The sequence below is a fragment of the Nocardioides sp. GCM10027114 genome (assembly GCF_042659625.1).
Classification (GTDB): domain Bacteria; phylum Actinomycetota; class Actinomycetes; order Propionibacteriales; family Nocardioidaceae; genus Nocardioides.
This window is the reverse complement of record NZ_JBHSSS010000026.1, coordinates 72,169-94,015: the sequence shown is the minus strand read 5'-3', so window position 1 is coordinate 94,015 and position 21,847 is coordinate 72,169. Positions and strand designations below refer to the sequence as shown.

Here is a 21,847-nt window from a genome sequence, read left to right as displayed (position 1 = left end):
GAAAAGTGGCAATTCCTTTGACTTCGAAACCCGTGCCCGATCGACCGATCTGCCCCGGATCCCGGGGTGCCACGTCCGTTCCGGGAGGACATCATGGCCCTGGCAGTGGTCCGTACCAGCATTGCGGCCGTGGTGGCCGCCGTCCTGGCGAGCACGCTCGTCGCGGTCCCGCTCGCCCCTGCGGCGCACGCCTCCGAGGCGGGTGACTACGCCCGGCAGGCCTTCAAGGTGACCAACAACAAGCGCGACAAGCACGACCTGGCCGACCTGCGCCGGATGCGCTGCCTGCAGAAGGCCGCACGTCGCCACGCCAAGGACATGGCAGAGGCCGAGATGATCTGGCACCAGGACATCGGCCAGGTGATGCGCGACTGCGGCCTGGACCGGGTCGGGGAGAACGTCGCGGCGGGCTACCCGACCGGGCGGGCCGTCGTCCGGGCCTGGATGCGCTCGCCGGGCCACCGCCGCAACATCCTCAACGACGAGTTCGAGCGGATGGGGCTGGCGGCGCGCAAGGGCGACGACGGCCGCTGGTACGCCGCGCAGGTGTTCGGCCGCAAGGCCTGACCCGGCCCGCTCGACCCCCGGCCCACGCCCGGGCCGACCCCCACGGCCGCCGCGGCTAGGTCAGGAGGGGGCTGCCACGTAGGCTTGCCCCTCGTGGCAGGCCCCGACTTCGACGTAGAGATCAAGCAGCTCCAGGCGACCATGCGCACCATCGGCCAGGTCCTGGACCTCGACGCGATGCGCGCGGAGATCGCCGACCTCGGCGAGCAGGTGGCCGCCCCCGACCTGTGGGACGACCAGGCCAACGCCCAGCGCGTCACCGGCCGGCTGTCCGCGCTGCAGGGAGAGCTCGAGCGGTTCACCGACCTCGAGGGCCGGATCGAGGACCTCGGTGTCCTCGTCGAGCTGGCCGTCGAGGAGGGCGACGAGGCGTCGCTGGCCGAGGCCAACGCCGAGCTCGTCAAGATCAAGAAGGCCGTCGAGGCGCTCGAGGTCCGCACCCTCCTCTCCGGCGAGTACGACTCCCGCGAGGCGATCGTGACCATCCGCGCCGGCGCCGGCGGCGTGGACGCCGCCGACTTCGCCGAGATGCTGATGCGGATGTACACCCGCTGGGCGGAGCGCAACAAGTACCCCGTCGAGGTCTTCGACGTCTCCTACGCCGAGGAGGCCGGCATCAAGTCGGCCGAGTTCGCGATCCACGCGCCGTACGCCTACGGCACACTGTCGGTCGAGGTCGGCACCCACCGTCTCGTGCGGATCAGCCCCTTCGACAACCAGGGCCGCCGGCAGACGTCGTTCGCCGCCGTCGAGGTCGTGCCGCAGCTCGACCAGACCGACGAGATCGAGGTCGACGAGAACGACATCCGCACCGACGTCTTCCGCTCCGGCGGCCCGGGTGGCCAGTCGGTCAACACCACCGACTCGGCGGTGCGGCTGACCCACATCCCGACCGGCATCGTGGTCTCCTGCCAGAACGAGAAGAGCCAGCTGCAGAACAAGGCCGCGGCGATGATCGTCCTCAAGGCCAAGCTGCTCGCCAAGAAGAAGGCCGAGGAGGCCGCCCTCAAGAAGGACCTCAAGGGCGACGTCGCGGCGAGCTGGGGCGACCAGATGCGCAACTACGTGCTCAACCCGTACCAGATCGTCAAGGACCTGCGGACCGGCTTCGAGACCGGCAACCCGCAGCCGGTCTTCGACGGCGAGATCGACGGCTTCCTCGAGGCCGGCATCCGCTGGCGCCGCGGCGCCGACAAGCAGGCCGCCGACCAGAACTAGCCGGCACTCCGGCCTCTGGTACGCCGGCGGGCTCAGGCGCAGCCGGTGGCGCGCCACCGGTAGGCGCCCAGGCTGGCGTAGTCGTCGTACGCCGGCGAGCGGCCGCCCGCGCCGATCCCCGCCACCTCGAGGTGGTAGCGGCCGCGCGGCACCTCGACCTCCAGCCGCGCGCCGAGCCCGCGCACCCCGCCGAGCCGGGTCTTCCGGGTGCGCGGCGCGGCCCGGGCGACCGGGTCGCCGTCGCGGTCGAGCAGGGTGATCCGCAGGTCCAGGTTGGGGCTGGGGCGGGCGCCCCGCGCCCGCACCTCGAGCAGTCCGCGGCACCGCCCGAGCGCGAAGACGTCGACGTCGCCCGCGTTGACGAGGTGCCCCACGCCGGCGACCACCGGCCCCACCCGGACGGCCGGCACCGCCGCCGCGACCACGTCCCCCGCCTCGTCTGTGCGCAGCGGCGCCCCGTGGGCGGCGATCAGGGCCAGGTCGTCCTCGTGGTTGTTCGCGCCCCGGACCCGGCGTGCCGCGGGCGCCGGGTCCGCGGGCGCAACCTCGGGGAGGCGGTCGGTGACGAACCAGTGCCGGTCCGCGCCGCGCCGCAGCGTGGGGTCGGGCCGCCACGTCTTGCCTGCCTTGCCGGCCTTGTCGCCCGTTCCGAACGCCGCGGCCCGTTCGGCCGCGCTCGGCCCCGGGAGGTCCCCTCCGGTCGCGGCCGGAGCCCCCGCTCCGGCCGCGACCGGCCCCATCCCCACCGTCATGAGCAGCGCAGCGAGGGTCGCCGCACCGCGGCCCCCCTGCTTGTCCATCGCAGCCCCCTACGACGCAGCACGTTCCTGCCAGCCTGCGCGGACCGTCGTGGCCGCCGTGGCGGAACCGGGTGGGGGTACCACGGATTGGTGAGACGGTGCCCCGGCCGCGCCCGATGCGCTTGAATGGCGAGGGATGGGCGCCCCAGACGACGTGCACACAGCAGCCGAGAAGATCCTCGCCGGCATGAGCGCGGAGCGCCGCGAGGCGTTCGCGCTCCGGCTGGACCGGTGGTGGCTCGACCTCCACGACGGGGTCGCCGCGGTCCACGACGACGCCGATACCGTGGCGCGCCGCCTCGTCGACGTCGCCGCCCGGGGGTACGCCGACCGGCCGGCCGACCTGCACCGGCTCGACCTTCGCCGGCTGCTGCAACCCGACTGGCTGCAGCAGCCCGGCATGTTCGGCTACGCCTGCTACACCGAGCGGTTCGCCGACGACCTGCGCGGCCTGGCCGGGCACCTCGACCACCTGCGCGACCTCGGCGTCACCTACCTCCACCTGATGCCGCTCCTGCAGCCGCGCGACGGCGACAACGACGGCGGCTACGCCGTGCAGGACTACCGGCGGGTGCGCGCCGACCTCGGCACCATGGACGACCTGCGCGACCTCGCCACCACGCTGCGCGCCGAGGGGATCAGCCTGGTCCTCGACCTGGTCCTCAACCACGTCGCGCGCGAGCACGACTGGGCGGTGCGGGCCCGCGCCGGCGACCCGACGTACCGCGCCTACTTCCACGTCTTCCCCGACCGGGTCGAGCCCGACGCCTACGAGCGGACGCTGCCGGAGGTGTTCCCCGACTTCGCGCCCGGCAACTTCACGTGGGACGAGGAGCTCGACGGCTGGGTGTGGACCACGTTCAACGAGTGGCAGTGGGACCTCGACTGGGGCAACCCCGACGTGCTCGTCGAGATGGCGGACGTGATCGTCTCGCTGGCCAACGCCGGCGTCGAGGTGCTGCGGCTCGACGCGATCGCGTTCCTGTGGAAGCGGCTCGGCACCGACTGCCAGAACCAGCCGGAGGTCCACGCGCTCACCCAGGCACTGCGCGCGGTCGCGCACCTGGTCGCGCCGGCGCTCGCGTTCAAGGCCGAGGCGATCGTCGGGCCGCGAGACCTGGTGCAGTACCTCGGGCTGGGGGAGCGGGCCGGCCGCGTCAGCGACCTCGCCTACCACAACAGCCTGATGGTGCAGGTGTGGTCGATGCTGGCCGCGCGCAGCACCGTGCTCGCCCGCCACGCCCTCGCCGCGCTGCCGCCGACCCCGGCCAGCGGCACCTGGATCACCTACGTCCGCTGCCACGACGACATCGGCTGGGCGATCGACGACGGCGACGCCGCCTCGGTGGGGCTCGACGGCGCGGCCCACCGGCGATTCCTCGCCGACTGGTACGCCGGGGAGTTCCCCGGCTCCTGGGCCGACGGGCTGGTCTTCCAGCACAACCCGGCCACCGGTGACAAGCGCATCAGCGGCACCGCCGCCTCCCTCGCCGGGCTGGAGGAGGACGAGCACGGCGCGCTGGCCCGGATCTTCCTCGCCCACGCGGTCGTCGCCGGCTGGGGCGGGGTCCCGGTGGTGTGGAGCGGCGACGAGCTCGCCCAGCCCAACGACCCCGGCTGGGCCGACGAGCCGGGCCACGAGGACGACAACCGATGGGCGCACCGGCCGCGGCTCGACTGGGCCCGTGCCCGCGCCCGCCACGACCTGCGCACCGTGCCCGGCAAGGTCTTCTCCGGCATCGCCCACCTCGCCCGGGTGCGGGCCGGGCTGCCGCAGCTGCACGCGTCGGCGGCCGCGGAGGTGCTGACCGACACCGACGACGGCGTGCTCGCGGTGGTGCGCCGGCACGCCTTCGGCCCGCTCGTCGGGCTCTACAACGTGACGCCGACGCCCCGGCCGTTCCCGATGTGGCGGCTGCACGCCGCGGGCGTCGGGGCGCCGTACGACGCCCTCGGCGGGCACCCCGTCACCGCGGGCGCGGGCGGGCTCGCATGGCTCCCGCCGTACGCCGCGTGGTGGGTGGTCGAGCACCCGTCCTGAGGGTCGAGCTCCCGGTTCCGGGTGACCCGCGCCACGCGGCCGGCACGGGGTGGGGCGGGTTCGCCCGCCGGTCACCGGGCTCGACTACCCTCGATCCGGTGATCCGCTTCGAGAAGGTCGTCAAGACCTACCCCGGACAGGGCAGCGCCGCGCTCGACCACGTGACGGTCGACGTGGAGAAGGGCGAGTTCGTCTTCCTCGTCGGCACGTCCGGCTCGGGGAAGTCGACCTTCCTCCGCATGGTGCTCCGCGAGACCCGGCCGACGGCCGGCCGCGTCTACGTCGCCGGCAAGGAGATCAACCGGCTGGCCGGCTGGAAGGTGCCGCGGCTGCGCCGCCAGATCGGCACCGTCTTCCAGGACTTCCGGCTGCTGCAGAACAAGACCGTCGCCGAGAACGTCGCCTTCGCGATGCAGGTGATCGGCAAGTCGCGCGCCGAGATCAACCAGCTGGTCCCCGAGACGCTGGAGCTGGTCGGGCTCGAGGGCAAGGCCGACCGGATGCCCGACGAGCTCTCCGGTGGTGAGCAGCAGCGCGTCGCGATCGCGCGCGCCTTCGTCAACCGGCCGATGATCCTCATCGCCGACGAGCCCACCGGAAACCTCGACCCGACCACCTCGGTCGGCATCATGAAGCTGCTGGACCGGATCAACCGGACCGGCACCACCGTCGTCATGGCCACCCACGACGCCGGCATCGTCGACCAGATGCGCAAGCGCGTCATCGAGCTCGAGGCCGGCCGGGTCGTCCGCGACCAGGCGCAGGGCGTCTACGGCTTCCAGCACTGACCTCCGGCGACCGCCGGCACCGATCCGCACGCTCCGACTCCGCACCGAAGAGAGCCACCCACCCATGCAGCTGCGTTACGTCTTCTCCGAGCTCGGCCAGGGCCTGCGCCGCAACCTGACCATGCACGTCGCGGTCGTGCTGACCCTGTTCGTGTCGCTCACACTGGTGGGCCTCGGCGTCCTGCTCAACCAGCAGGCCGACAAGGCCGCGCAGCACTGGGGCAGCCAGCTGCAGATCACGGTGTGGCTGTGCAAGGACAAGGACGACAACCCGGCCTGCACGGGCGAGGTGACCGACGCCGAGAAGGCCGCGATCCTCGACGTGGTCGACGACAACCCGGAGGTCGCGGACTACCACACCGAGTCGAAGGAGGAGGCCTTCGACAAGGTGAAGGAGCTGCTCGGCCCGGAGCGGTTCGAGGGCCCCAACCCGGCGGCGACCGCCGAGGACATGCCCGAGTCGGTGTGGATCGAGCTGAAGGACCCCGAGGAGTACGAAGGCGTCACCAGCGCCGTCGTCGGCCTCGACGGCGTCTCCGGCATCCGCGACATGCGCGAGGTGCTCGAGCCGATCTACGGCTCGATCAACGCGCTGCAGTGGGGTGCGCTCGGCACCGCGGCTTTCCTGGTCCTCGCGGCGCTGCTGCTGGTCGGCAACACCATCCGGCTCGCCGCGTTCGCCCGCCGCAAGGAGATCGGCATCATGCGGCTGGTCGGCGCTTCGACGCTCTACATCGCGCTGCCGTTCCTGCTCGAGGCGCTGGTCACCGCGCTCATCGGCGTGGTGCTCGCCGGCAGCGCGCTGGCGGCGTTCATGTACTTCGGCATCGAGGAGCGCGCCGGCGACCAGCTGAAGTTCATGCCGTGGATCGGCATGGACGAGTTCCTCGTCGGCCTGGGCGCGATCGCGGTGCTCGGCCCGATCCTGACGCTGCTGCCGACACTCCTGCTGACCCGCAAATACGTCAAAGTCTGATCCCGCCGGGCTACGCGTCGACGCGTTCACTTCCCCGAAAGCTGAAGGCGAAACCGGTGCGCCCCTTCCCCCGTGCCGCCCGCCGCCGGCTGGCAGCGTCGCTCGTCGCGTGCGCCGTCGCCGTCGGCGCCATGACCGTCCCCTTCGCCCACGCCGACCCGCTCAAGGATCGGCAGAGGAAGGTCCAGGGCCAGATCCGGCAGGCCGACAAGGACCTCCACGCCTCCAGCGCCGCGCTGCGCAAGGCCGACGCCCGCCTCGCCACGGCGCAGGCCGCGCTGACGACGGCCCGCGGGGAGCTGCAGTCCGCCCGGACCCGGCTCGCCGCCGCCCGGGTCCGCGACCAGGAGATGCAGGCGCGGCTCGAGCAGGCCGAGGACCGGCTCGACACCGCCGAGGCCGACCTCTCGAACGGCCGGCTCGCCCTCGACGACCAGCGCGACGTGGTCACCGGGGTGATCACCTCCATCTACCAGGAGGGCGACCCGCAGCTGCTGACGTTCTCCTCGCTGCTCGACTCCGAGACGCCCTCCGACCTGACCCTGCGCATGGAGATGCAGAACGCCATGGTCGGCCGGGAGTCCCGCGCCTACGACGAGCTCCGCGCCGCTGAGGTGCTGCTCGAGGTGCGCCAGCAGCAGGTCGAGGAGGCGCGCAACGAGGTCGCCGTACGCCGGCGCGAGGCCGCCCGGCACCTCGACACCATGCAGGAGCTCGAGGCCACCGCCCAGGACGCCCGCGACCGGGTCCAGGTGCTCGTCGTCGACCGCCGCGACGCCCGCCGCTCGGCTGCCTCGGCCCGCGCGCAGGACCGCGCGCAGCTCGCGCGGCTGAGGGCGCAGGAGCGCAAGATCAAGGAGCGGATCCTCGAGCAGGCGCGTCGCGCCCGGCAGGGCCGCGGCGGCTACACCGGCAACCCGTCCGGGCTGCTGAGCCGGCCGGTCCCGGGCCCGGTGACCTCGCCGTTCGGCTACCGGATCCACCCGATCTACAAGTACTACGGCCTCCACAACGGCACCGACTTCTACACCGCGTGCGGCCAGGCCATGCAGGCCGTCGCCACCGGCCGGGTGATCGCGCGCTACCACTCGCCGGTCTACGGCAACCGGCTGTTCCTCGGCCTCGGCATGATCAACGGCAAGTTCATCACCGCCGTCTACAACCACGCCTCGTCGTACCGCTACGGCGTGGGCGCCACCGTGAGCCGCGGCGCCACGATCGGGTACGCCGGGTCGACCGGCTGGTCGACCGGGTGCCACCTGCACTTCACGATCCTGGCCAACGGCAAGCCGGTGCCGCCGTTCAACTACCTGTGACGGCCACCGGCCGCGACCAATCCGGTTGCGGCATTTGAGAGACTGACGGGATGCCGAAGGAACAGGGGCGCAAGCTCGTCGCGCAGAACAAGAAGGCGCGCCACGACTACCACATCGAGGACACCTACGAGGCCGGCCTGGTGCTCGTCGGGACCGAGGTGAAGTCGCTGCGGATGGGGCGCGCCTCGCTGGTCGACGGCTTCGTGGACATCGACAACGGCGAGGCCTGGCTGCACGGCGTCCACATCCCCGAGTACTCCCAGGGCACCTGGACCAACCACTCGGCCCGTCGCAAGCGCAAGCTGCTGCTGAACCGGATCGAGATCGACAAGATCGAGCGCCGGGTCAACGAGAAGGGCCTCACCGTCGTCCCGCTGTCGCTCTACTTCAAGGACGGCCGGGCCAAGGTCGAGATCGCCCTTGCCAAGGGCAAGAAGTCGTGGGACAAGCGGCACTCCATCGCCGCCCGTCAGGCAGACCGGGAGAAGGAGCAGGCCCTGGGCCGCCGCCTGAAGGGCATGCGTGACTGATCGGTCGGAGGCCGAGGTGACCGCCGACGGCGACCACCCGCCGGTCGATCCGGTGGTTGAGGTGCGAGGTTTCGAGACGGGCGCTGCGCGCCCTCCTCAACCGACATCTCCGCGAGCCTCGAAACCCCCGCACCCGACCGCCGACCGCCACCATCCGCCGGTCGAGCCCGTCGAGACCACGACGACCGCCGTCGGCGACCCCACGCCGGTCGAGCCCGTCGAGACCACGACGACCGCCGTCGGCGACCCCACGCCGGTCGAGCCCGTCGAGACCACCCGCCGCTTCTGGACAGACCTCGGCCTGCCCGGCCTCTACGACGTCCACGTCCACTTCCTGCCGGAGAACGTGCAGCGCAAGGTGTGGGCGCAGTTCGACCAGGCCGGCCCCAAGATCGGCCGCGAGTGGCCGATCCGCTACCGCGGCAGCCACGACGAGCGCGTCGCCCTGCTGCGCGAGCTGGGCGTGCGCCGCTTCCCGACGCTGCCCTACGCCCACCGGCCCGGCATCGCGGGGTACCTCAACGAGTGGGCTGCCGGCTTCGCCCGTGAGGTGCCGGAGTCGCTGTGGTCGGCGACGTTCTACCCCGAGACCGAGGCGCCGGCGTACGTCGCCGAGCTGGTCGAGGCAGGCGTGGAGATCTTCAAGGTCCACGTGCAGGTGGGGGAGTTCCACCTGCACGACCCGCTGCTCGACAACGTGTGGGGCACGCTCGCCGAGGCGGGGACGCCGGTCGTGATCCATGCCGGGTCCGGGCCGGTCGGCAACGCGTTCACCGGCCCCGACCCGCTCCGCAAGGTCCTCGAGCGGCACCCGCGGCTCGCCGCCGTCGTCGCCCACATGGGCGCCCCGGAGTACGCCGAGTTCCTGGCGCTGGCCGAGCAGTACGACCGGGTCCACCTCGACACCACGATGGTCTTCACCGAATTCTTCGAGGCCGAGGCGCCCTACCCCCGCGAGCTGCGGGACCGGCTGCGCGACCTGCAGGAGAAGGTGCTGCTCGGCAGCGACTTCCCGACCATCCCGTACCCCTACCTGCACCAGCTCGAGGGACTCGTCCGGCTGGACCTGGGTGACGACTGGCTGCGGGACGTGTGCTGGCACAACGGCGCGCGGCTGCTGGGGGAGGACCGCCGCCGTCCGTGACACTCTGGGCCCGTGGTCACTGAGGTCAGTCGAACCCGCACCTACCCGGTCGCCGTCGAGGACGCCTTCGACGCGGTCCTGACCGCCGACCTCACGAGCGTGTTCCGTCACTGGTACGCCGCGCTGCCGCCGATCCGCGAGGTCCGGGGTCACGAGGACGACTGGGGGAGCGAGGGGCAGGAACGCACGCTCTGCTTCGCCGCGGGCGGCGGCGAGCTGACCGAGACGCTGACCGAGGTCGACCGGCCCCGGGCGTTCGGCTATCGGCTGACCCCGGTGTCCGGCCCGCTCGGTCAGCTGGCGGAGCGGATCGACGGCCGCTGGGAGTTCACGCCGGCCGGGACCGGAGTGCGGATCACCTGGTCGCTGCGCATCCACGAGCGCGAGGGCGCCGCCGCTCGGGTCGCCGTGCCGGCGTACGTCCGGATGTGGCGCGGCTACGCCCGGCAGGGGCTGGAGGAGCTGGAGAGCCTGCTCGTCCCGTGACCCGTCCACGACCGGCTCGGGGAATGTCCTGTGCGGTGCGTGTGTTGAGTCCGTTAGCCTGTGACACACAGGTAGAGCGGTCCACGGGCCGCGCTTGACAACACCAGAGGGGCTGATCGGTTTCGACTTGGGACGTTAGTTCCAGGGGAAGCGGGTCGAGAAGCCAGCGTCATCTCGTAAACGATCGCTGGAAACCAATAACTGCCAACGCTAAGCGCAGTTCCTTCGCTCTCGCCGCCTGATTGCGGTGATCGAAGCGTCAGACCGGGTATCCGCCTCCGGCCCGGATCCTGGCGTCATCTAGGAGGCTTGCTGCTCATTCCGTGTCACGGAGGATGAGCGGGACTTTTTCGTGACTGAGCCTGTCGGGGACGTGTCCGTGCGAGCCCCGGGGCCGAGAAAAGCGACATCGCGGACTGCACCCGGAGAAGACCTGGTTCGACGCTCGAGGACGCGGGTTCGATTCCCGCCAGCTCCACTGACCTGAGAGGTCTCCGCAGATGGTGCGGAGTCCCTCGCAGCACGAGACGGGCCCGCGGCGACGCCGCGGGCCCGTTCGTGTCTCGTGACAGGACACCGGCGTCCAGCGTGGATACCGTTACCGGGGTCCCGCCCGCGGGCGCCGTTGCCGGACCAGGCGTCTGGCGAGCAACCGAGCGAGGTCGACGTGAACCGTAGGTACCGCGACTACATGCAACTGGAGGAGCCGCCGGACGACGGCGGGGCCGGACCGGACGGAGAGCCGGCGCGCGCCTGGATCCGGCAGGCCCCCACGCCCTCGTTCACGGGAGGCTGGTTCAGCGCAGGGCGTCCCATCCCTTGGCTGATGACGCTCGAGCGCGGCGGTGAGACCACCAGCCACGAGGCCTCCCTCGAGCAGCTGGTGTACCTGGCCCAACGCTCCGGGGTGCGCGACGTGCGGGTCTGGGACCCGGGGCTGGAGGACTTCCGGGCTCTCGGCCCCGAGGACGTCCGCCTGCTGGCCGAGTGACCCACGGGCGGGGCGCCTGCGCCGGTCAGGCGTTCGGGACGTAGCCGCACGTGTCGGCGACGGTGACCGCGGCGCCCGGGTCGTCGGCCTCCGACTCGTCGCTCTCCGTCACGCCGTCCACCGCCTCGGTGTCCTCGGTCGTGGTGCCGCCGTCGGCCGGCTCGGGCTCCTCGGCGGGGGCCGTCGCGACGGGCGGGTCCAGGGCCCGGTCCACCACCGACTGCATCCACTCGAAGTCCGGGTCACCGGAGAAGAACCGGTCGGAGGCGACGAACGCCACGGACCGCGTCTTGCGCTGCTTGACCTTCTGAGCCAGGTCGACGAACGCCGGCAGCAGCTCCTGCGGGATGTCGGTCTGCACGAGCTGCTTCCCCGCGGCGGCGAGGTCCTGGTAGCGGCGCAGCAGGTTGAAGGGGTCCGCCTCCGCGATCAGCGCGTCGATCAGGCAGCGCTGCCGCAGCATCCGCGCGTAGTCGTCCGAGCCGTACCTGCCGCGCGCGAACCACATCGCGTGGAAGCCGTCGAGGTGCTGGTCGGGCCCCGGCTCGAGCCAGCCCTGCGGGGGCACGCCGAGGTCGGTGATCCCGCCGATCGCCACCGGCTCGTTGATGTTCACGGTGACGCCGCCGATGGCGTCGACGAGCTGCGGGAAGCCCTGGAGGTCGACCAGGACGTAGTAGTCGACCCGGGTGCCGAGGGTGCCCGCGACGGCCTGCTTCAGAGCGTCCGCGCCCTCGTTGTCCGACCCACCCAGGACGCCGGGATGCAGGATCGGGACCTGCCCGTAGACCGCGTTCAGCATCCAGGCCGCGGGGTCCCCGTCGCCGCCGAACCCCTCGGGGTACAGCGCGTGCAGCGGGCTGTCGAGGGGGAACTGCGCGTTCATCATGTTGCGCGGCAGGCTGAACAGCACCGACTCGCCGGTGCGGGTGTCGACGTCCAGCAGCGCCATGGTGTCGGTGCGGGTCCCGTCCCGGTTCGGTCCGGAGTCCCCGCCGACGAGCAGCACGCCGACGTTCCGGCGACCGCCCCAGGGGTCGACCGGGGTGACGTCGCGCGGCACGGTCGCCGTCCGGTTGTCCTCGAACACCGACTCCACCAGGTCGGCCTGGGTGTCGGCGTACCTCACTGCCTGGACCGTCGGCACCGCGACGACCAGGCACAGCGCGCTCACCAGCACCCCGCCGGCCACCCGGCGGTGTCGCGGCATCCCCACCGGGCGGACCATGCGGTACGTCGTCACGACGACGAACGCCCACAGGGCAAGGCCGACCGAGACGGACGCCGCCACGAGCGTCAGCCGGGACGGGTCGACCGCCAGCGCGACGAGGGCGTCGAGGTCCGTCACACGCACCAGCAGTACCACCTGCGCGGCCACGGTGGCGGCGGCCAGCAGGTAGCCGAGCCGCCGGCCCGCCCAGACGTACCCCGCGCCCGGGACCACGGCGCCGAGCAGGGTCACGAGCAGCGCACCGCGCAGGGTGCGGGCGCGGCGCCTGCCGCCGGGGGACTCCCCTCCCATGAAGGCATCATCCGCCACCCGACGGTCGACGGACACCCTTCGGTACGGCGAGTCGTGGGGCCGTGGCGTCAGCGCTGGCGGCTGCGGGACCGGGTGCGGATCTCCTCGACGAGCTGATCGGGATCGATCCCGAAGGCGAGGATCGGCACGACCACGTCACCGTCACGGGACTCGACCCTGATGCCCGCCGGACTGCGCCGCTGGGTCTCCACCCGGGTGACCCGGTTCCACGGGATGGTCCGCGACGTCCGGAAGCCGCGGTAGGTGAGCCCGTCGGGGCCGAGCTCGAGGCGCCAGCGGTGCAGCCGTCCGGTGGTGAGTCGCACCAGGTCGGGCAGCGTCCCGATCGCGCCGACGACCGCCAGCAGCGCGCCGCCGGGCGACTCGATCTGCGAGAAGTCGGTGATCGCCACGCGCGCGATCAGGACGGCCAGCACCAGCACCGCCGCCCAGGCCGTGAGGACGCCGACCGTGATCGCGAGCGGCGACCGCAGGACGACCACGCCGTCCTCGTCGGGTGCCAGCTCGATCCGTCGGCGGCGCCCCAGCAGCGTCGGTCAGGCGGCGACGAGCCCCGCGACGGACGCCAGCGACACAGCCGTCATGGCGGGTGCAGCAGGCCCGTCGTCAAAGGCCCCCATGAGCGCGCCGAACAGCGCGAAGCCACAGAGCAGCGTGAAGACCAGGGGGACGTACCAGACCGGTAGGAATCGGCGCATGCTCACCACGGGGTCACCGCCTGGTTGCTCACGACCGACACCATGCCCCCTCTGTCCAGGAGGCATGCATGCGCCACGGGTGGAGCGCAGCCGGCCCCGATGGGGCAACCCAGACGGGCCAGTGACGTGTCGTCGGCCGCGGCGCGAGGATGGAAAGACCCGCCGGTCACGAGGCGGGGAACCCACTGAGCACTCAGGAGGCGATCATGGTCAGCTCGAAGGGCACGTTCGGCAGCTTCGCGGTCAGCGACCTCGAGGCCGCGAAGGAGTTCTACTCAGCCACGCTGGGCCTCGACGTCAAGAGCGAGGAGGACCCCCTCGGGAACGGCGTTCTCTGGATCCACGGCCCGGGTCCGGGATCGGTCATGGTCTACTCCAAGCCCGAGCACACACCCGCGGGGTTCACCGTCTACAACCTCGAGGTCGACGACCTCGAGGCCGCCTGCGACGACCTGTCCGGACGCGGCGCGACCTTCGAGCGCTATGAGCAGATGGAGCCTGACGACCGCGGCATCGTCCGGCAGGGCGGCATCGCCGCCGCGTGGCTCAAGGACCCCAGCGGCAACGTGGTCGGACTGATGGAGCGGAGCGACCAGGCGTGAGCCTGCCGGGGGAGCACGGGGAGGAACCGGCGCACCGGGTGCGCCGACTCCTCCCCGGGTGGAGGCGCTGCCGGTTCAGCCGAACCAGGCGTCGGACGTCGGTTTGTCCATCCGGCCGTCCCAGCTGCCGGTGGTGCCGTTCCAGAACAACCCCCACTCGAACCGGCCGGACACGAGGACCTCGGCCCGCATCGTCGCTGTCTTCGCGACCCGGTCGGGGTCGCTGACGGGTGCTCCCGTCTCGGCCAGGCCCGTGCGGGTGTAGCCCGCGGCGTCCGCGCCGGCGAGGATCTTGGCCACCTGCGCTGCCGGTGACTGCTTGCCGTAGTAGGCGTCGAAGGCGAACACGTCGACGGTTCCCGGCGCGGGCGTCCAGTCGGCGAGGTCACGCCCCGACCTGTAGTCGACGGTCCAGGCCATGAGGATGCTGGTCGGGATCATGCCCTCGGCGCGCATGAGCGGCGACTGCAGCGACCACTGGTTGCGGTACTCCGCCGACCACGCCTGGTACTCCGGCGAGCCCACGGCGCCGTGGTCGTCCTCGGGCTCGTGGTTGAAGCAGGTGTAGACCGTCAGGCCGTCGGGGATGCCCGCCAGGAACTGCTCGATCACCGGCAGCTCGGTCTCCTTCCAGGAGATGACGAAGATGCTGACGCCGTCCGCCAGGGCGTCCTGCACTGCCACGGACGTCAGGAACTGCACGTCGTTCAGCTGCTGGAAGAAGATCCGCGCCACGCGCGCGCGGTCCTCGTAGACCCCCTCGTCGACCTCCGTCAGGTGGGTGTAGTTCGCGCCGAAGAGCGTCGGGCTCACCGGCGGCGGCTCGGGCGCCGGGGCGGGACCTGGTTCGGGAGTGGGGTCGGGAGTGGGGTCGGGAGTGGGGTCAGGAGCCGGCTCCGGGCTGGGCTCGGGTGTGGGCTCGGGTGTGGGCTCAGGCGTCGGTTCGGGTGGTGGTGCCGGGGTGGGGTCCGGTGTCGGCTCGGGTGTGGGCTCAGGCGTCGGTTCGGGTGGTGGTGCCGGGGTGGGGTCCGGTGTCGGCTCGGGTGTGGGCTCAGGCGTCGGCTCAGGCGTCGGTTCGGGTGTGGGCTCAGGCGTCGGCGTCGGCCTCGGTTCGGGTGTCGGCGTGGGCGTGGGCTCCGGGGTGGGCGTGGGCTCCGGGGAGGGCGTGGGCTCCGGGGAGGGCGTGGGCTCCGGCGTGGGGGACGGTTCCGGCGGAGGTGGCGGAGGCGGCTCGGGGGCCGGGGCCTGGCCGGTCGTCCGGGCCTCGATGGTGTTGGAGAACTCGCCCTCGACGGTCTTGTTGTTCATGACGACCACGCGGACCCGAACCCAGTAGCTCGTGCCGGGCTGCAAGCTGCGCAGCGTGAGCTGCTTGTTCTTCGTGAACTTGCTGACGAAGCCCGCCATCGTCGGGGCGGTGGCGTAGTCGAGGCGGAACCGGGAGGCGCCGCTGGCTGCGGACCACGCGAGCGTCAGCGAGGTGTTCGTCGCCTTCGTGACGCGTAGGTTGGTGGGGGCCGGCGCGTTGCCGTGGGCGGGTCCGCCCACGACGAGGAGCGCGAGACAGACGAAGGCCGCCGACAGGGCGCCCAGCAGTCGCCGCGCAGAGGAGGTCTGCATGGTGGTCTCCGGGTGGATCCACGACCGGTCGACCCGTCGACGCGGACGCGCGTCGGCGGGGTCCTCCGGTGACCCGAACGGGGGGGCTGCGCTGAGGAGAGTCAGCACGGTGGCACCCCGCCGACCCGATGTGACGGTCGGAGGGCGGGCTGCCAATCTCGGCTCGGCTCGTGGCTCGAGCCCTCACGTCCACCACCCCGCGGTGAGCCCTCCGGAGCGGGCGGGCACGACCGTGGCGGAGTGCGCGCTGCGGGACCGGGATCCTCCCGGTCGCGTGCGGTACCGGGATGGCACCGCACGCGGAGCTACGAGGGTGCTGCCGAGCGACCAGCCGCGCCGGCGGGAGAGGTCCCGGTCCGGCGTCCGCCCCCCGGACGGCTGTGCGTTTCGGTCATCGGCTCGAATGCGCTTCCCATCAGGGCCCCGCGCGGCTTTCAGTATGCGCGTGCCGGGCACCCGCGACAAGAGACGCGAAGGCGCCCACGCACCCGGTGCGTGGGCGCCTTCGCGTTCAGGCGTACGTCGTGGCTCAGCCGAACCAGGCGTCGGCGGTCGCCGTGTCCATGCGCGAGTCGTAGCCGCCCTCGGCGCTGTTCCAGTAGAGGCCCCACTCGAACATGCCCGAGTCGATGATCGCGGCCCGCATCTCCCGGGTGTTCTGGACGCGGCCCGGGTCGCTGGTCGGTGCGCCGGTCTCCGCGAGGCCGGTGCGGTCGACGCCCGCCGCCTTGGCGGCAGCCTCCATGCGCGAGACCAGCGTCGCCGGGTCCTTGCCCTTGCCGTAGTAGGCGTCGAAGGCGAAGACGTCGAAGGTGCCCTTCGGCGGGGTCCAGTCGGCGACGTCACGGCCCGACTTCGGGTCGAGGGTCCAGCCCATGAGGATGTTGGTGGGGATCATGCCCTCGGCGCGCATCAGCGGCGCCTGGAGCGACCACTGCCGCTTGTACTCCTCCGACCAGGCCCGGTAGCTGGCGGAGCCCGGGTTCCCCTCGTCGTTCTCCGGCTCGTGGTTGAAAGACGTGTAGACGGTCAGGTCGTCCGGGATGCCGGCGAGGAAGCGCTGGATCGCGTCGCGGTCGGTCTCCTTCCACGAGATGACGAACGTCGTGATGCCGTCGGCCAGCGCTTCCTGGACCGCGCCGTTGCGCGAGAACTGGGTGGAGTCGAGCTGCTGGAAGAAGATCCGGGCAGCCTTGGCGCGGTCCTCGTAGACGCGCTCGTCGACCTCGGAGCGCGTCGTGTAGTTGGCGCCGAAGAGGGACTTGCCGGTCGGCGTGGGCTCGGTGGTCGGCTCCGGCGTGGGCTCGGGGGTCGGCTCCTGAGTCGGCTCCTGCGTCGGCTCCTGAGTCGGCTGCTGGGGGGCGCCGGCGCCCGTGGTCGTCACCTCGACCACCTCCGAGAAGTCGCCGTAGACCGGGGCGCCGTTCACGCCGGTGGTGCGGACCCGGACCCAGTAGGACGTGCCGGCCTCGAGGTCGCGCAGCGTGAACCGCTCGTTGCTGGTCCACTTCTTGCGGAAGCCGTCCATGACCGGGTTGTCGGCGTAGTCGAGCCGGAACTGGGTGGCGCCGGCGGGGCCGTCCCAGGCGACGGTGATGCTCGAGGCGGTGGCGTCGGTCGCGCGGACGTTGGTGGCGGCGGGCGCCTGCGAGCTGGTGACCGAGGCCTGACCGACATCCGCGGTGGGCAGGGCGCTGGCGACTCCGCTCACGGCGAGCGCCGAGAGCCCGACGGCGGACGCGGCCACGGCGGCCAGCGTCCGGTGGGGGGCAGAGAATCTCTTCACGGGTGTGCTTCTCCAGGGGGGATGACACGGGCCGGGGATGCCCGGCCGCGATGGGCGGTTGGATCGACGGCGACGCGCCCTGCGAGCAGGGCCGTGGAGGCAGCACCGAGGTCCCGAGAAGCAGGTCGGCACCGGGGCCGACCGGCTGACCTGTCAGTGCCGGCGGGCGTCGCCGGTGACGGGGGAGATCAGGGCCGTCGGGTGGTGGGTCACGACCTGAGGAGGGAACGGTTGGGTGGCGACGGCGTCGGGCCGCGATCGGGCCACGGGCCGGTCCGGGACGTCACCGGGCTGACCGACTGTCCACCCCGAGCTCCGCGGGGTGCGCCCGGCCGACTCGTGGTCGCGCCGTGGTTCACCTCGGTCCGCCTCCTGTCACCGGGACAGGTGCGTGTGTGGATCATCTGCCTGGACTCGCTTCCTCGTCAGGCCCCGCGCGGGGAGGACTGTGCCCGATCAGCGGCCGAAAAGAAACCTGATTGTGATCGAGGCCATGGATTTGGCCCGTAACTTCCCGCTGATTCCCTCGGAGCGACCGGGACCGTCCGCTGGCCGGTTCGACCCGGGCCCGCGAGCGCCGTTCCCTCAGCCGAACCAGATGTCGGCGATGTCCTCGGACATCCTGGCGTCGTAGCCGCCCTCCGCGCCGTTCCAGTACAACGCCCAGGCGAACATGCCCGCCTCGGTCACGGCGTCCTTCATCGCCGCAGTGGCCGACGGGCGGTCGGGGTCCCCGACCGGAGCCCCCGTCTCGGCGAGGCCGGTCGTCGCGAGGCCGGCGGCCTCGGTGGCGGCGACCATCCGGCCGACCTGCACGTGCGGGTCCTGACCCTTGCCGTAGTAGGCGTCGAAGGCGAACACGTCGACGGTGCCCTCCGGCGGGGTCCAGTCGGCGATGTCGCGCCCGGACCTCGGGTCGAGGGTCCAGCCCATCAGGATGCTGGTCGGGATCATGCCCTCGGCCCTCATCAACGGCGACTGCAGGGACCACTGCCGCCGGTACTCGGCCGACCACGCCCGGTACTCGGCGGAGCCGAGGGAGCCGTGGTCGTTCTCGGGCTCGTGGTTGAAGGTCGTGTAGACGGTGAGGTCGCCCGGGATCCCCGCGAGGAACCGCTGGATCGCCGCCCGGTCGGTCTCCTTCCACGAGATCACGAACGTGGAGACGCCGTCGGCCAGGGCCTCACGGACGGCGCTGTTGGTCGAGAACTGCGCACGGTCGAGCTCCTGGAAGAAGACCCGCGCGGCCCCGGCCCGGCCGCCGTAGACGCGCTCGTCGACGTGCGCCATCGTGCTGTAGTTGGCCCCGAACAGGGCCTTCCCGGTCGGGGCGGGGGTGGTGCGCACCTCCACCACGTCGGACCACGGCCCCACGTTCCGTTCGCCGTCGACCCGCACGACGCGCACCCGGACCCAGTAGCTGGTGTCCGGCTGGAGCAGGCGCATGGTCAGCTGCGGCCTGGCCCGCCGCGAGGTGCGCCGGTACCGCATCGCCGAGTCGGCGGCGTGGTCGATCCGGTACTTCGTGGCGGAGCGCATGGCCGACCAGGCGACGGTGAGGCGGGTGGGGGCGGTCGCGACGGGCCGGACCTCGACCGGTGCCGCCGGCGAGGTCCTCGCCGCCCACACGTGCGCTGCCTGCGGCTCCGCCTGCGCCGGGAGGCCGACGAGCAGCCCGCAGAGGACCCCACAGACGACGAGGACGGAGGCGATGATGCCGGCCCCGCGCGGGGCTTCCGGGATGCGCGTCATGAGGGCTCCGAGACGAGAGGACTGCGGCCGGGACGTCCGGCCGACGCGGGCGGGACCCGCGTCAGGTGGGTCACATTGTGGGCAGGGGTGGTTCCGGCTGTCCGTGGATTGGGCAGAACCCGGGTGCGGGGGCCGACCGAGAGCGAGGAGCGGCCATGGCGGACACCGGCGAGACCGTCTGCGTGTACTGCAAGGCGAGGACCGAGACCCACTGCACGACGGCCGGGTGCGACTGGCGCAGCTGCACCGAGTGCGGCGCCGTCCTGTGGGGTGCGGCGCGCCGGGCGCTGCGCCGGGGCAAGCCGGTGGCCTGGCCCTACACCCAGCCCGAGTCCGCCTGACCGACCCGCCCGACGGGGCCCACGGATCCAGGGGCACGACACGCCGCGCGGCTGGGTGTGGGCCGCGTCGGCGCGGGGCACAGTGCTCGCATGTCTCTCGGGATCCGCACCACGACCGGCCTCCTCGGCCTCGCCCTGACGGTGTCGCTCGCACCGCCCGCCCAGGCCCAGGAACCACCGGAGCCGCCGGCCGCCACCACCCTGACGCTGTCCGCCGAGGCGCAGTACGCCGACCGCGACACCGCCCTCGACCTCCTGCTCGTCCGCGAGGACGGCTCGCCGGTGGTCGGCGGCGAGCTCGTCGTCGAGCGCAGTGACGACGGCGCGTGGCAGCCGTTCGAGGTGCTGCCGACCGACGACGAGGGGCGGGCGGCCACGCAGGCCACCATGGCGCGGGAGGCCCGCGACAACATCTTCCGGGCGACGTACGCCGGCGACGGGGCCACCACCGAGGGCAGCGAGACCGGCTGGGTGCGGGTGCCGCTGCTGCGGCGCAGCACGAAGGTCGCCGTGCGCGGTCCTGACGAGGTGCGCGACGGGCAGAAGATCACCCTCGAGCTGCTCTGGCGCACCCGGGGCGGTGAGCCGGTCTCGGGCCCCGTGAGGCTGATGCGGCGCAACGCCGGCGGCTCCTGGCGGCTCGCGAAGAGGCTGCGTACCGGGGGCGAGGGCCGCGCGACGTACACCGTGCGTCCGCGCACCGACACCCGCTGGCGCGCCGTGGCCCGGCGCGTCGACTGGGCCACCGGCGACCGCAGCCGCGTCCACCGCGTCGACAACCGTCCGCCCGGCATCCCGGTCGCGCTGCCCAAGGGCGCGCCGCGGCCGCGGATCAACCTCCCCGACCAGCCACGCGCCGCGGGCAGCGGCCCGAACGCCGTCGTCACGGCGATCCCGAACGCGGTGTGGAACCACATGACCGGGCGCAGCTGGCACCAGGGCTGCCCGGTCGGACGGAGCAGCCTGCGCCTGCTGCGCATCAACTACTGGGACTTCTCCGGCTACCGCCGCCGCGGCGAGCTCGTCGCCCACGCCGACGCCGTCGGCAAGATGGCGGGGGCGCTGTCGGAGATGTACCGCCGCAAGCTGCCGATCCGGTCGATGTACCGCGTCGACCGCTTCGGCTGGTCCTCGCGGCTCCGCGGCGCTGACGACTACAAGTCCATGGCCGCCGACAACACCTCGGCCTTCAACTGCCGCGGCGTGGTCGGCAACCCGAGCCGCCGATCGCCGCACTCCTACGGCCGGTCCCTCGACATCAACCCGTGGGAGAACCCCTACCGCGCCAGCCACGGCTGGACGCCCAACTCCTGGTGGGTGGGCCGGTCGCACCCGCGGGTGGCCTGGCGGTCCCGCTCCCACGTCGTGGTGCAGGTGATGGCGCGCCACGGCCTTCGGTGGACCTACGGCACCTCCGACTCCCACCACTTCGACGCGGGCAGCCACTCGCACCGGGTGGCGGCGCGGATGGCCGACTGCGGCGGCTACGACTGCGAGTAGGTGGACTGGACCAGCCGAGGGAGTCTCCGGTCACCCGTACCCCTGCGGCCCCGCCCGTCGATCAGGAGGGCGAGGCGGGTCGCAGCGGTCCGCGTTGACGACAGGGGAGAAGAGCCATGGCAAGAGTCTTGGGTCGCATCGTCGCTTCCGTGGCGGTGCTGTGCTTGCTGGTCGCGGGACAGCCCGCCGTCGCAGGTGGCGGGAAGCCGGACCGGGTCGGTGACGTCCGGGAGCGGGCGATGAAGGTCCGGGTCGACAAGGCGGGCGGCAAGTCGAGGTGGGTGGAGGTGACCAAGCGGACGCGGGTCATCCTCAAGAACACGCGCACCGGTGAGCGCACCCGGCAGGACGTGAACGAGCTGGCCCGGGGTGCGAAGGTCCTCGGCAAGCGCGTCGTGGACGGCCGCCTCGCCCGGGTCGTGCTCAAGGAGATGCCCACCGGCAACGCGGACTGCTCGTTCGACAGCAGCGAGGAGGACGGCGACGACGTCACCGAGGACACCTCGTTCGACTGCTCGCTCGACTACGACGACGGCGACACCGCCACGGACACCGACTGCTCGTACGACTCGTCGGCCGACGGTCCGGCCAACGACTGGTCGATGGACACCTCGTGGGACTGCTCCTACTCCGAGGACAGCGAGGGTGACGCGGACGGGCTCGACTGGGACTGCTCCTACAGCGCCTCGGCCGGTGGCTCCGAGGAGGCCGGCGGCGGTGACGTGGACGCCGACTTCGACTTCGACTGCTCCTGGAGCGGCGCAGGCACCGACGCGCCGCTGTGGGACTGCACGTTCCTCAAGGGCGTCATGGGCTTCCGCTGCGTGTCGGCCGAGCTCGACCAGCAGTTCGAGTACGTCCTCGACTCCGAGACCATGCGGTTCGACGGCGGCTTCGACTTCCAGTCCGACCTGGTCGACGAGGACACCGACGACAACGGCGCCGGCTGCGCCGGCAATGCGGCCGACGGCTACGAGTGCAGCTTCGACGGCGAGGCCGGCCAGGGCGACTGCGGGCTCGACTGGGACTTCGACAGCAGCCGTGGTTCTCGCGAGGGCGACGTGAGCGGCTCGATGTCCTACTCCTGCTCGTGGGACTCGTGAGCCACCGATGAGGAGCGTCGTGGGACCGGGCCCGGGGGCCCGGTC

The 21,847-nt window shown here is 72.3% G+C and carries 21 protein-coding genes and 1 other RNA gene; 15 read left to right on the top strand and 7 right to left on the bottom strand.

What is annotated here, in order from left to right; all coding sequences use genetic code 11:
• The first annotated feature begins 93 nt into the window (after positions 1 to 93).
• Both ACFP2E_RS14835 and prfB read left to right on the top strand, forming a co-directional pair.
• On the top strand, positions 94 to 567 hold the full coding sequence (locus tag ACFP2E_RS14835; RefSeq protein ID WP_378523055.1) for a CAP domain-containing protein: 474 nt from the start codon (positions 94 to 96) through the stop codon (positions 565 to 567).
• A gap of 93 nt (positions 568 to 660) precedes the next feature.
• A complete protein-coding gene (prfB, locus tag ACFP2E_RS14830; protein WP_378523056.1) occupies positions 661 to 1,785 on the top strand; it encodes a peptide chain release factor 2 in 1,125 nt (374 codons plus the stop codon).
• Between the two features lie 32 nt (positions 1,786 to 1,817).
• Here prfB and ACFP2E_RS14825 read toward each other — a convergent pair whose 3' ends face one another.
• The gene (locus ACFP2E_RS14825) at positions 1,818 to 2,585 is read right to left on the bottom strand and encodes a hypothetical protein (protein ID WP_378523057.1); all 768 of its coding nucleotides are present in this window, start codon (positions 2,583 to 2,585) and stop codon (positions 1,818 to 1,820) included.
• 187 nt (positions 2,586 to 2,772) lie between these two features.
• Between ACFP2E_RS14825 and ACFP2E_RS14820 the strand changes: the two genes are divergently transcribed.
• The 9 genes from ACFP2E_RS14820 (at position 2,773) to ACFP2E_RS14780 (ending at position 10,857) form a co-directional block, all read left to right on the top strand.
• Positions 2,773 to 4,626: an alpha-amylase family protein gene (locus ACFP2E_RS14820; RefSeq protein WP_378523151.1), complete on the top strand. Its 1,854-nt coding sequence runs from the start codon at positions 2,773 to 2,775 to the stop codon at positions 4,624 to 4,626.
• A 98-nt stretch (positions 4,627 to 4,724) separates the two neighbouring features.
• The gene (gene ftsE / locus ACFP2E_RS14815) at positions 4,725 to 5,414 is read left to right on the top strand and encodes a cell division ATP-binding protein FtsE (protein ID WP_378523058.1); all 690 of its coding nucleotides are present in this window, start codon (positions 4,725 to 4,727) and stop codon (positions 5,412 to 5,414) included.
• Positions 5,415 to 5,478: 64 nt separating this feature from the next.
• Positions 5,479 to 6,390 carry a permease-like cell division protein FtsX gene (gene ftsX, locus ACFP2E_RS14810; protein WP_378523059.1) on the top strand — a complete coding sequence of 304 codons (912 nt, stop codon included), beginning with the start codon at positions 5,479 to 5,481 and terminating at the stop codon, positions 6,388 to 6,390.
• 56 nt (positions 6,391 to 6,446) lie between these two features.
• Positions 6,447 to 7,706 (top strand): peptidoglycan DD-metalloendopeptidase family protein, encoded by a 1,260-nt coding sequence (locus ACFP2E_RS14805; protein ID WP_378523060.1) that lies wholly within the window; start codon positions 6,447 to 6,449, stop codon positions 7,704 to 7,706.
• A 50-nt stretch (positions 7,707 to 7,756) separates the two neighbouring features.
• Positions 7,757 to 8,236, top strand: a complete 480-nt coding sequence (gene smpB / locus ACFP2E_RS14800) for an SsrA-binding protein SmpB (protein ID WP_378523061.1) — start codon at positions 7,757 to 7,759, stop codon at positions 8,234 to 8,236.
• A complete protein-coding gene (locus ACFP2E_RS14795; RefSeq protein WP_378523062.1) occupies positions 8,229 to 9,380 on the top strand; it encodes an amidohydrolase family protein in 1,152 nt (383 codons plus the stop codon). The genes smpB and ACFP2E_RS14795 overlap by 8 nt, the downstream gene beginning before the upstream one ends.
• 12 nt (positions 9,381 to 9,392) lie before the next feature.
• Positions 9,393 to 9,866 (top strand): SRPBCC family protein, encoded by a 474-nt coding sequence (locus ACFP2E_RS14790; protein ID WP_378523063.1) that lies wholly within the window; start codon positions 9,393 to 9,395, stop codon positions 9,864 to 9,866.
• 108 nt (positions 9,867 to 9,974) lie between these two features.
• Positions 9,975 to 10,347, top strand: a transfer-messenger RNA (tmRNA) gene (ssrA, locus tag ACFP2E_RS14785).
• Between the two features lie 210 nt (positions 10,348 to 10,557).
• On the top strand, positions 10,558 to 10,857 hold the full coding sequence (locus ACFP2E_RS14780) for a hypothetical protein (RefSeq protein ID WP_378523064.1): 300 nt from the start codon (positions 10,558 to 10,560) through the stop codon (positions 10,855 to 10,857).
• Between the two features lie 25 nt (positions 10,858 to 10,882).
• Here the strand turns inward: ACFP2E_RS14780 and ACFP2E_RS14775 are convergent, their stop codons facing one another.
• The 3 genes from ACFP2E_RS14775 to ACFP2E_RS14765 all read right to left on the bottom strand — a co-directional run bounded on the left by ACFP2E_RS14775 (position 10,883) and on the right by ACFP2E_RS14765 (position 13,104).
• Positions 10,883 to 12,379, bottom strand: coding sequence for an LCP family protein (locus ACFP2E_RS14775; protein WP_378523065.1), 1,497 nt, complete (start codon positions 12,377 to 12,379; stop codon positions 10,883 to 10,885).
• A gap of 68 nt (positions 12,380 to 12,447) precedes the next feature.
• Complete coding sequence (locus tag ACFP2E_RS14770) at positions 12,448 to 12,882, bottom strand: PH domain-containing protein (RefSeq protein WP_378523066.1); 435 nt, start codon at positions 12,880 to 12,882, stop codon at positions 12,448 to 12,450.
• Between the two features lie 54 nt (positions 12,883 to 12,936).
• Positions 12,937 to 13,104, bottom strand: a complete 168-nt coding sequence (locus tag ACFP2E_RS14765; protein ID WP_378539346.1) for a hypothetical protein — start codon at positions 13,102 to 13,104, stop codon at positions 12,937 to 12,939.
• A gap of 200 nt (positions 13,105 to 13,304) precedes the next feature.
• On the opposite strand from ACFP2E_RS14765, the gene ACFP2E_RS14760 reads away from it, so the two are divergent.
• Complete coding sequence (locus ACFP2E_RS14760; protein WP_378523068.1) at positions 13,305 to 13,700, top strand: VOC family protein; 396 nt, start codon at positions 13,305 to 13,307, stop codon at positions 13,698 to 13,700.
• Between the two features lie 75 nt (positions 13,701 to 13,775).
• On the opposite strand, the gene ACFP2E_RS14755 is transcribed toward ACFP2E_RS14760, so the two are convergent.
• The 3 genes from ACFP2E_RS14755 to ACFP2E_RS14745 all read right to left on the bottom strand — a co-directional run bounded on the left by ACFP2E_RS14755 (position 13,776) and on the right by ACFP2E_RS14745 (position 18,858).
• Positions 13,776 to 15,320, bottom strand: a complete 1,545-nt coding sequence (locus ACFP2E_RS14755) for a fibronectin type III domain-containing protein (RefSeq protein ID WP_378523069.1) — start codon at positions 15,318 to 15,320, stop codon at positions 13,776 to 13,778.
• Positions 15,321 to 15,849: 529 nt separating this feature from the next.
• Positions 15,850 to 17,106, bottom strand: a complete 1,257-nt coding sequence (locus ACFP2E_RS14750) for a fibronectin type III domain-containing protein (protein ID WP_378523070.1) — start codon at positions 17,104 to 17,106, stop codon at positions 15,850 to 15,852.
• A gap of 585 nt (positions 17,107 to 17,691) precedes the next feature.
• A complete protein-coding gene (locus ACFP2E_RS14745) occupies positions 17,692 to 18,858 on the bottom strand; it encodes a hypothetical protein (RefSeq protein ID WP_378523071.1) in 1,167 nt (388 codons plus the stop codon).
• A 155-nt stretch (positions 18,859 to 19,013) separates the two neighbouring features.
• On the opposite strand from ACFP2E_RS14745, the gene ACFP2E_RS14740 reads away from it, so the two are divergent.
• From ACFP2E_RS14740 to ACFP2E_RS14730, 3 genes are all read left to right on the top strand, one after another.
• Positions 19,014 to 19,199, top strand: coding sequence for a hypothetical protein (locus tag ACFP2E_RS14740; RefSeq protein ID WP_378523072.1), 186 nt, complete (start codon positions 19,014 to 19,016; stop codon positions 19,197 to 19,199).
• Between the two features lie 90 nt (positions 19,200 to 19,289).
• Positions 19,290 to 20,699, top strand: coding sequence for a M15 family metallopeptidase (locus ACFP2E_RS14735; RefSeq protein ID WP_378523073.1), 1,410 nt, complete (start codon positions 19,290 to 19,292; stop codon positions 20,697 to 20,699).
• 116 nt (positions 20,700 to 20,815) lie between these two features.
• On the top strand, positions 20,816 to 21,802 hold the full coding sequence (locus ACFP2E_RS14730) for a hypothetical protein (RefSeq protein WP_378523074.1): 987 nt from the start codon (positions 20,816 to 20,818) through the stop codon (positions 21,800 to 21,802).
• Positions 21,803 to 21,847: the final 45 nt, after the last annotated feature.

What these genes read in the sequence shown, in the direction of transcription:
- ACFP2E_RS14835 (WP_378523055.1), top strand. Translation starts at nt 94, where the DNA reads ATGGCCCTGGCAGTGGTCCGTACCAGCATTGCGGCCGTGGTGGCCGCC.
- ACFP2E_RS14825 (WP_378523057.1), bottom strand. Translation starts at nt 2,585, where the DNA reads ATGGACAAGCAGGGGGGCCGCGGTGCGGCGACCCTCGCTGCGCTGCTC.
- ACFP2E_RS14820 (WP_378523151.1), top strand. Translation starts at nt 2,773, where the DNA reads ATGAGCGCGGAGCGCCGCGAGGCGTTCGCGCTCCGGCTGGACCGGTGG.
- ftsX (WP_378523059.1), top strand. Translation starts at nt 5,479, where the DNA reads ATGCAGCTGCGTTACGTCTTCTCCGAGCTCGGCCAGGGCCTGCGCCGC.
- smpB (WP_378523061.1), top strand. Translation starts at nt 7,757, where the DNA reads ATGCCGAAGGAACAGGGGCGCAAGCTCGTCGCGCAGAACAAGAAGGCG.
- ACFP2E_RS14780 (WP_378523064.1), top strand. Translation starts at nt 10,558, where the DNA reads ATGCAACTGGAGGAGCCGCCGGACGACGGCGGGGCCGGACCGGACGGA.
- ACFP2E_RS14775 (WP_378523065.1), bottom strand. Translation starts at nt 12,379, where the DNA reads ATGGGAGGGGAGTCCCCCGGCGGCAGGCGCCGCGCCCGCACCCTGCGC.
- ACFP2E_RS14760 (WP_378523068.1), top strand. Translation starts at nt 13,305, where the DNA reads ATGGTCAGCTCGAAGGGCACGTTCGGCAGCTTCGCGGTCAGCGACCTC.
- ACFP2E_RS14755 (WP_378523069.1), bottom strand. Translation starts at nt 15,320, where the DNA reads ATGCAGACCTCCTCTGCGCGGCGACTGCTGGGCGCCCTGTCGGCGGCC.
- ACFP2E_RS14745 (WP_378523071.1), bottom strand. Translation starts at nt 18,858, where the DNA reads ATGACGCGCATCCCGGAAGCCCCGCGCGGGGCCGGCATCATCGCCTCC.
- ACFP2E_RS14740 (WP_378523072.1), top strand. Translation starts at nt 19,014, where the DNA reads ATGGCGGACACCGGCGAGACCGTCTGCGTGTACTGCAAGGCGAGGACC.
- ACFP2E_RS14735 (WP_378523073.1), top strand. Translation starts at nt 19,290, where the DNA reads ATGTCTCTCGGGATCCGCACCACGACCGGCCTCCTCGGCCTCGCCCTG.
- ACFP2E_RS14730 (WP_378523074.1), top strand. Translation starts at nt 20,816, where the DNA reads ATGGCAAGAGTCTTGGGTCGCATCGTCGCTTCCGTGGCGGTGCTGTGC.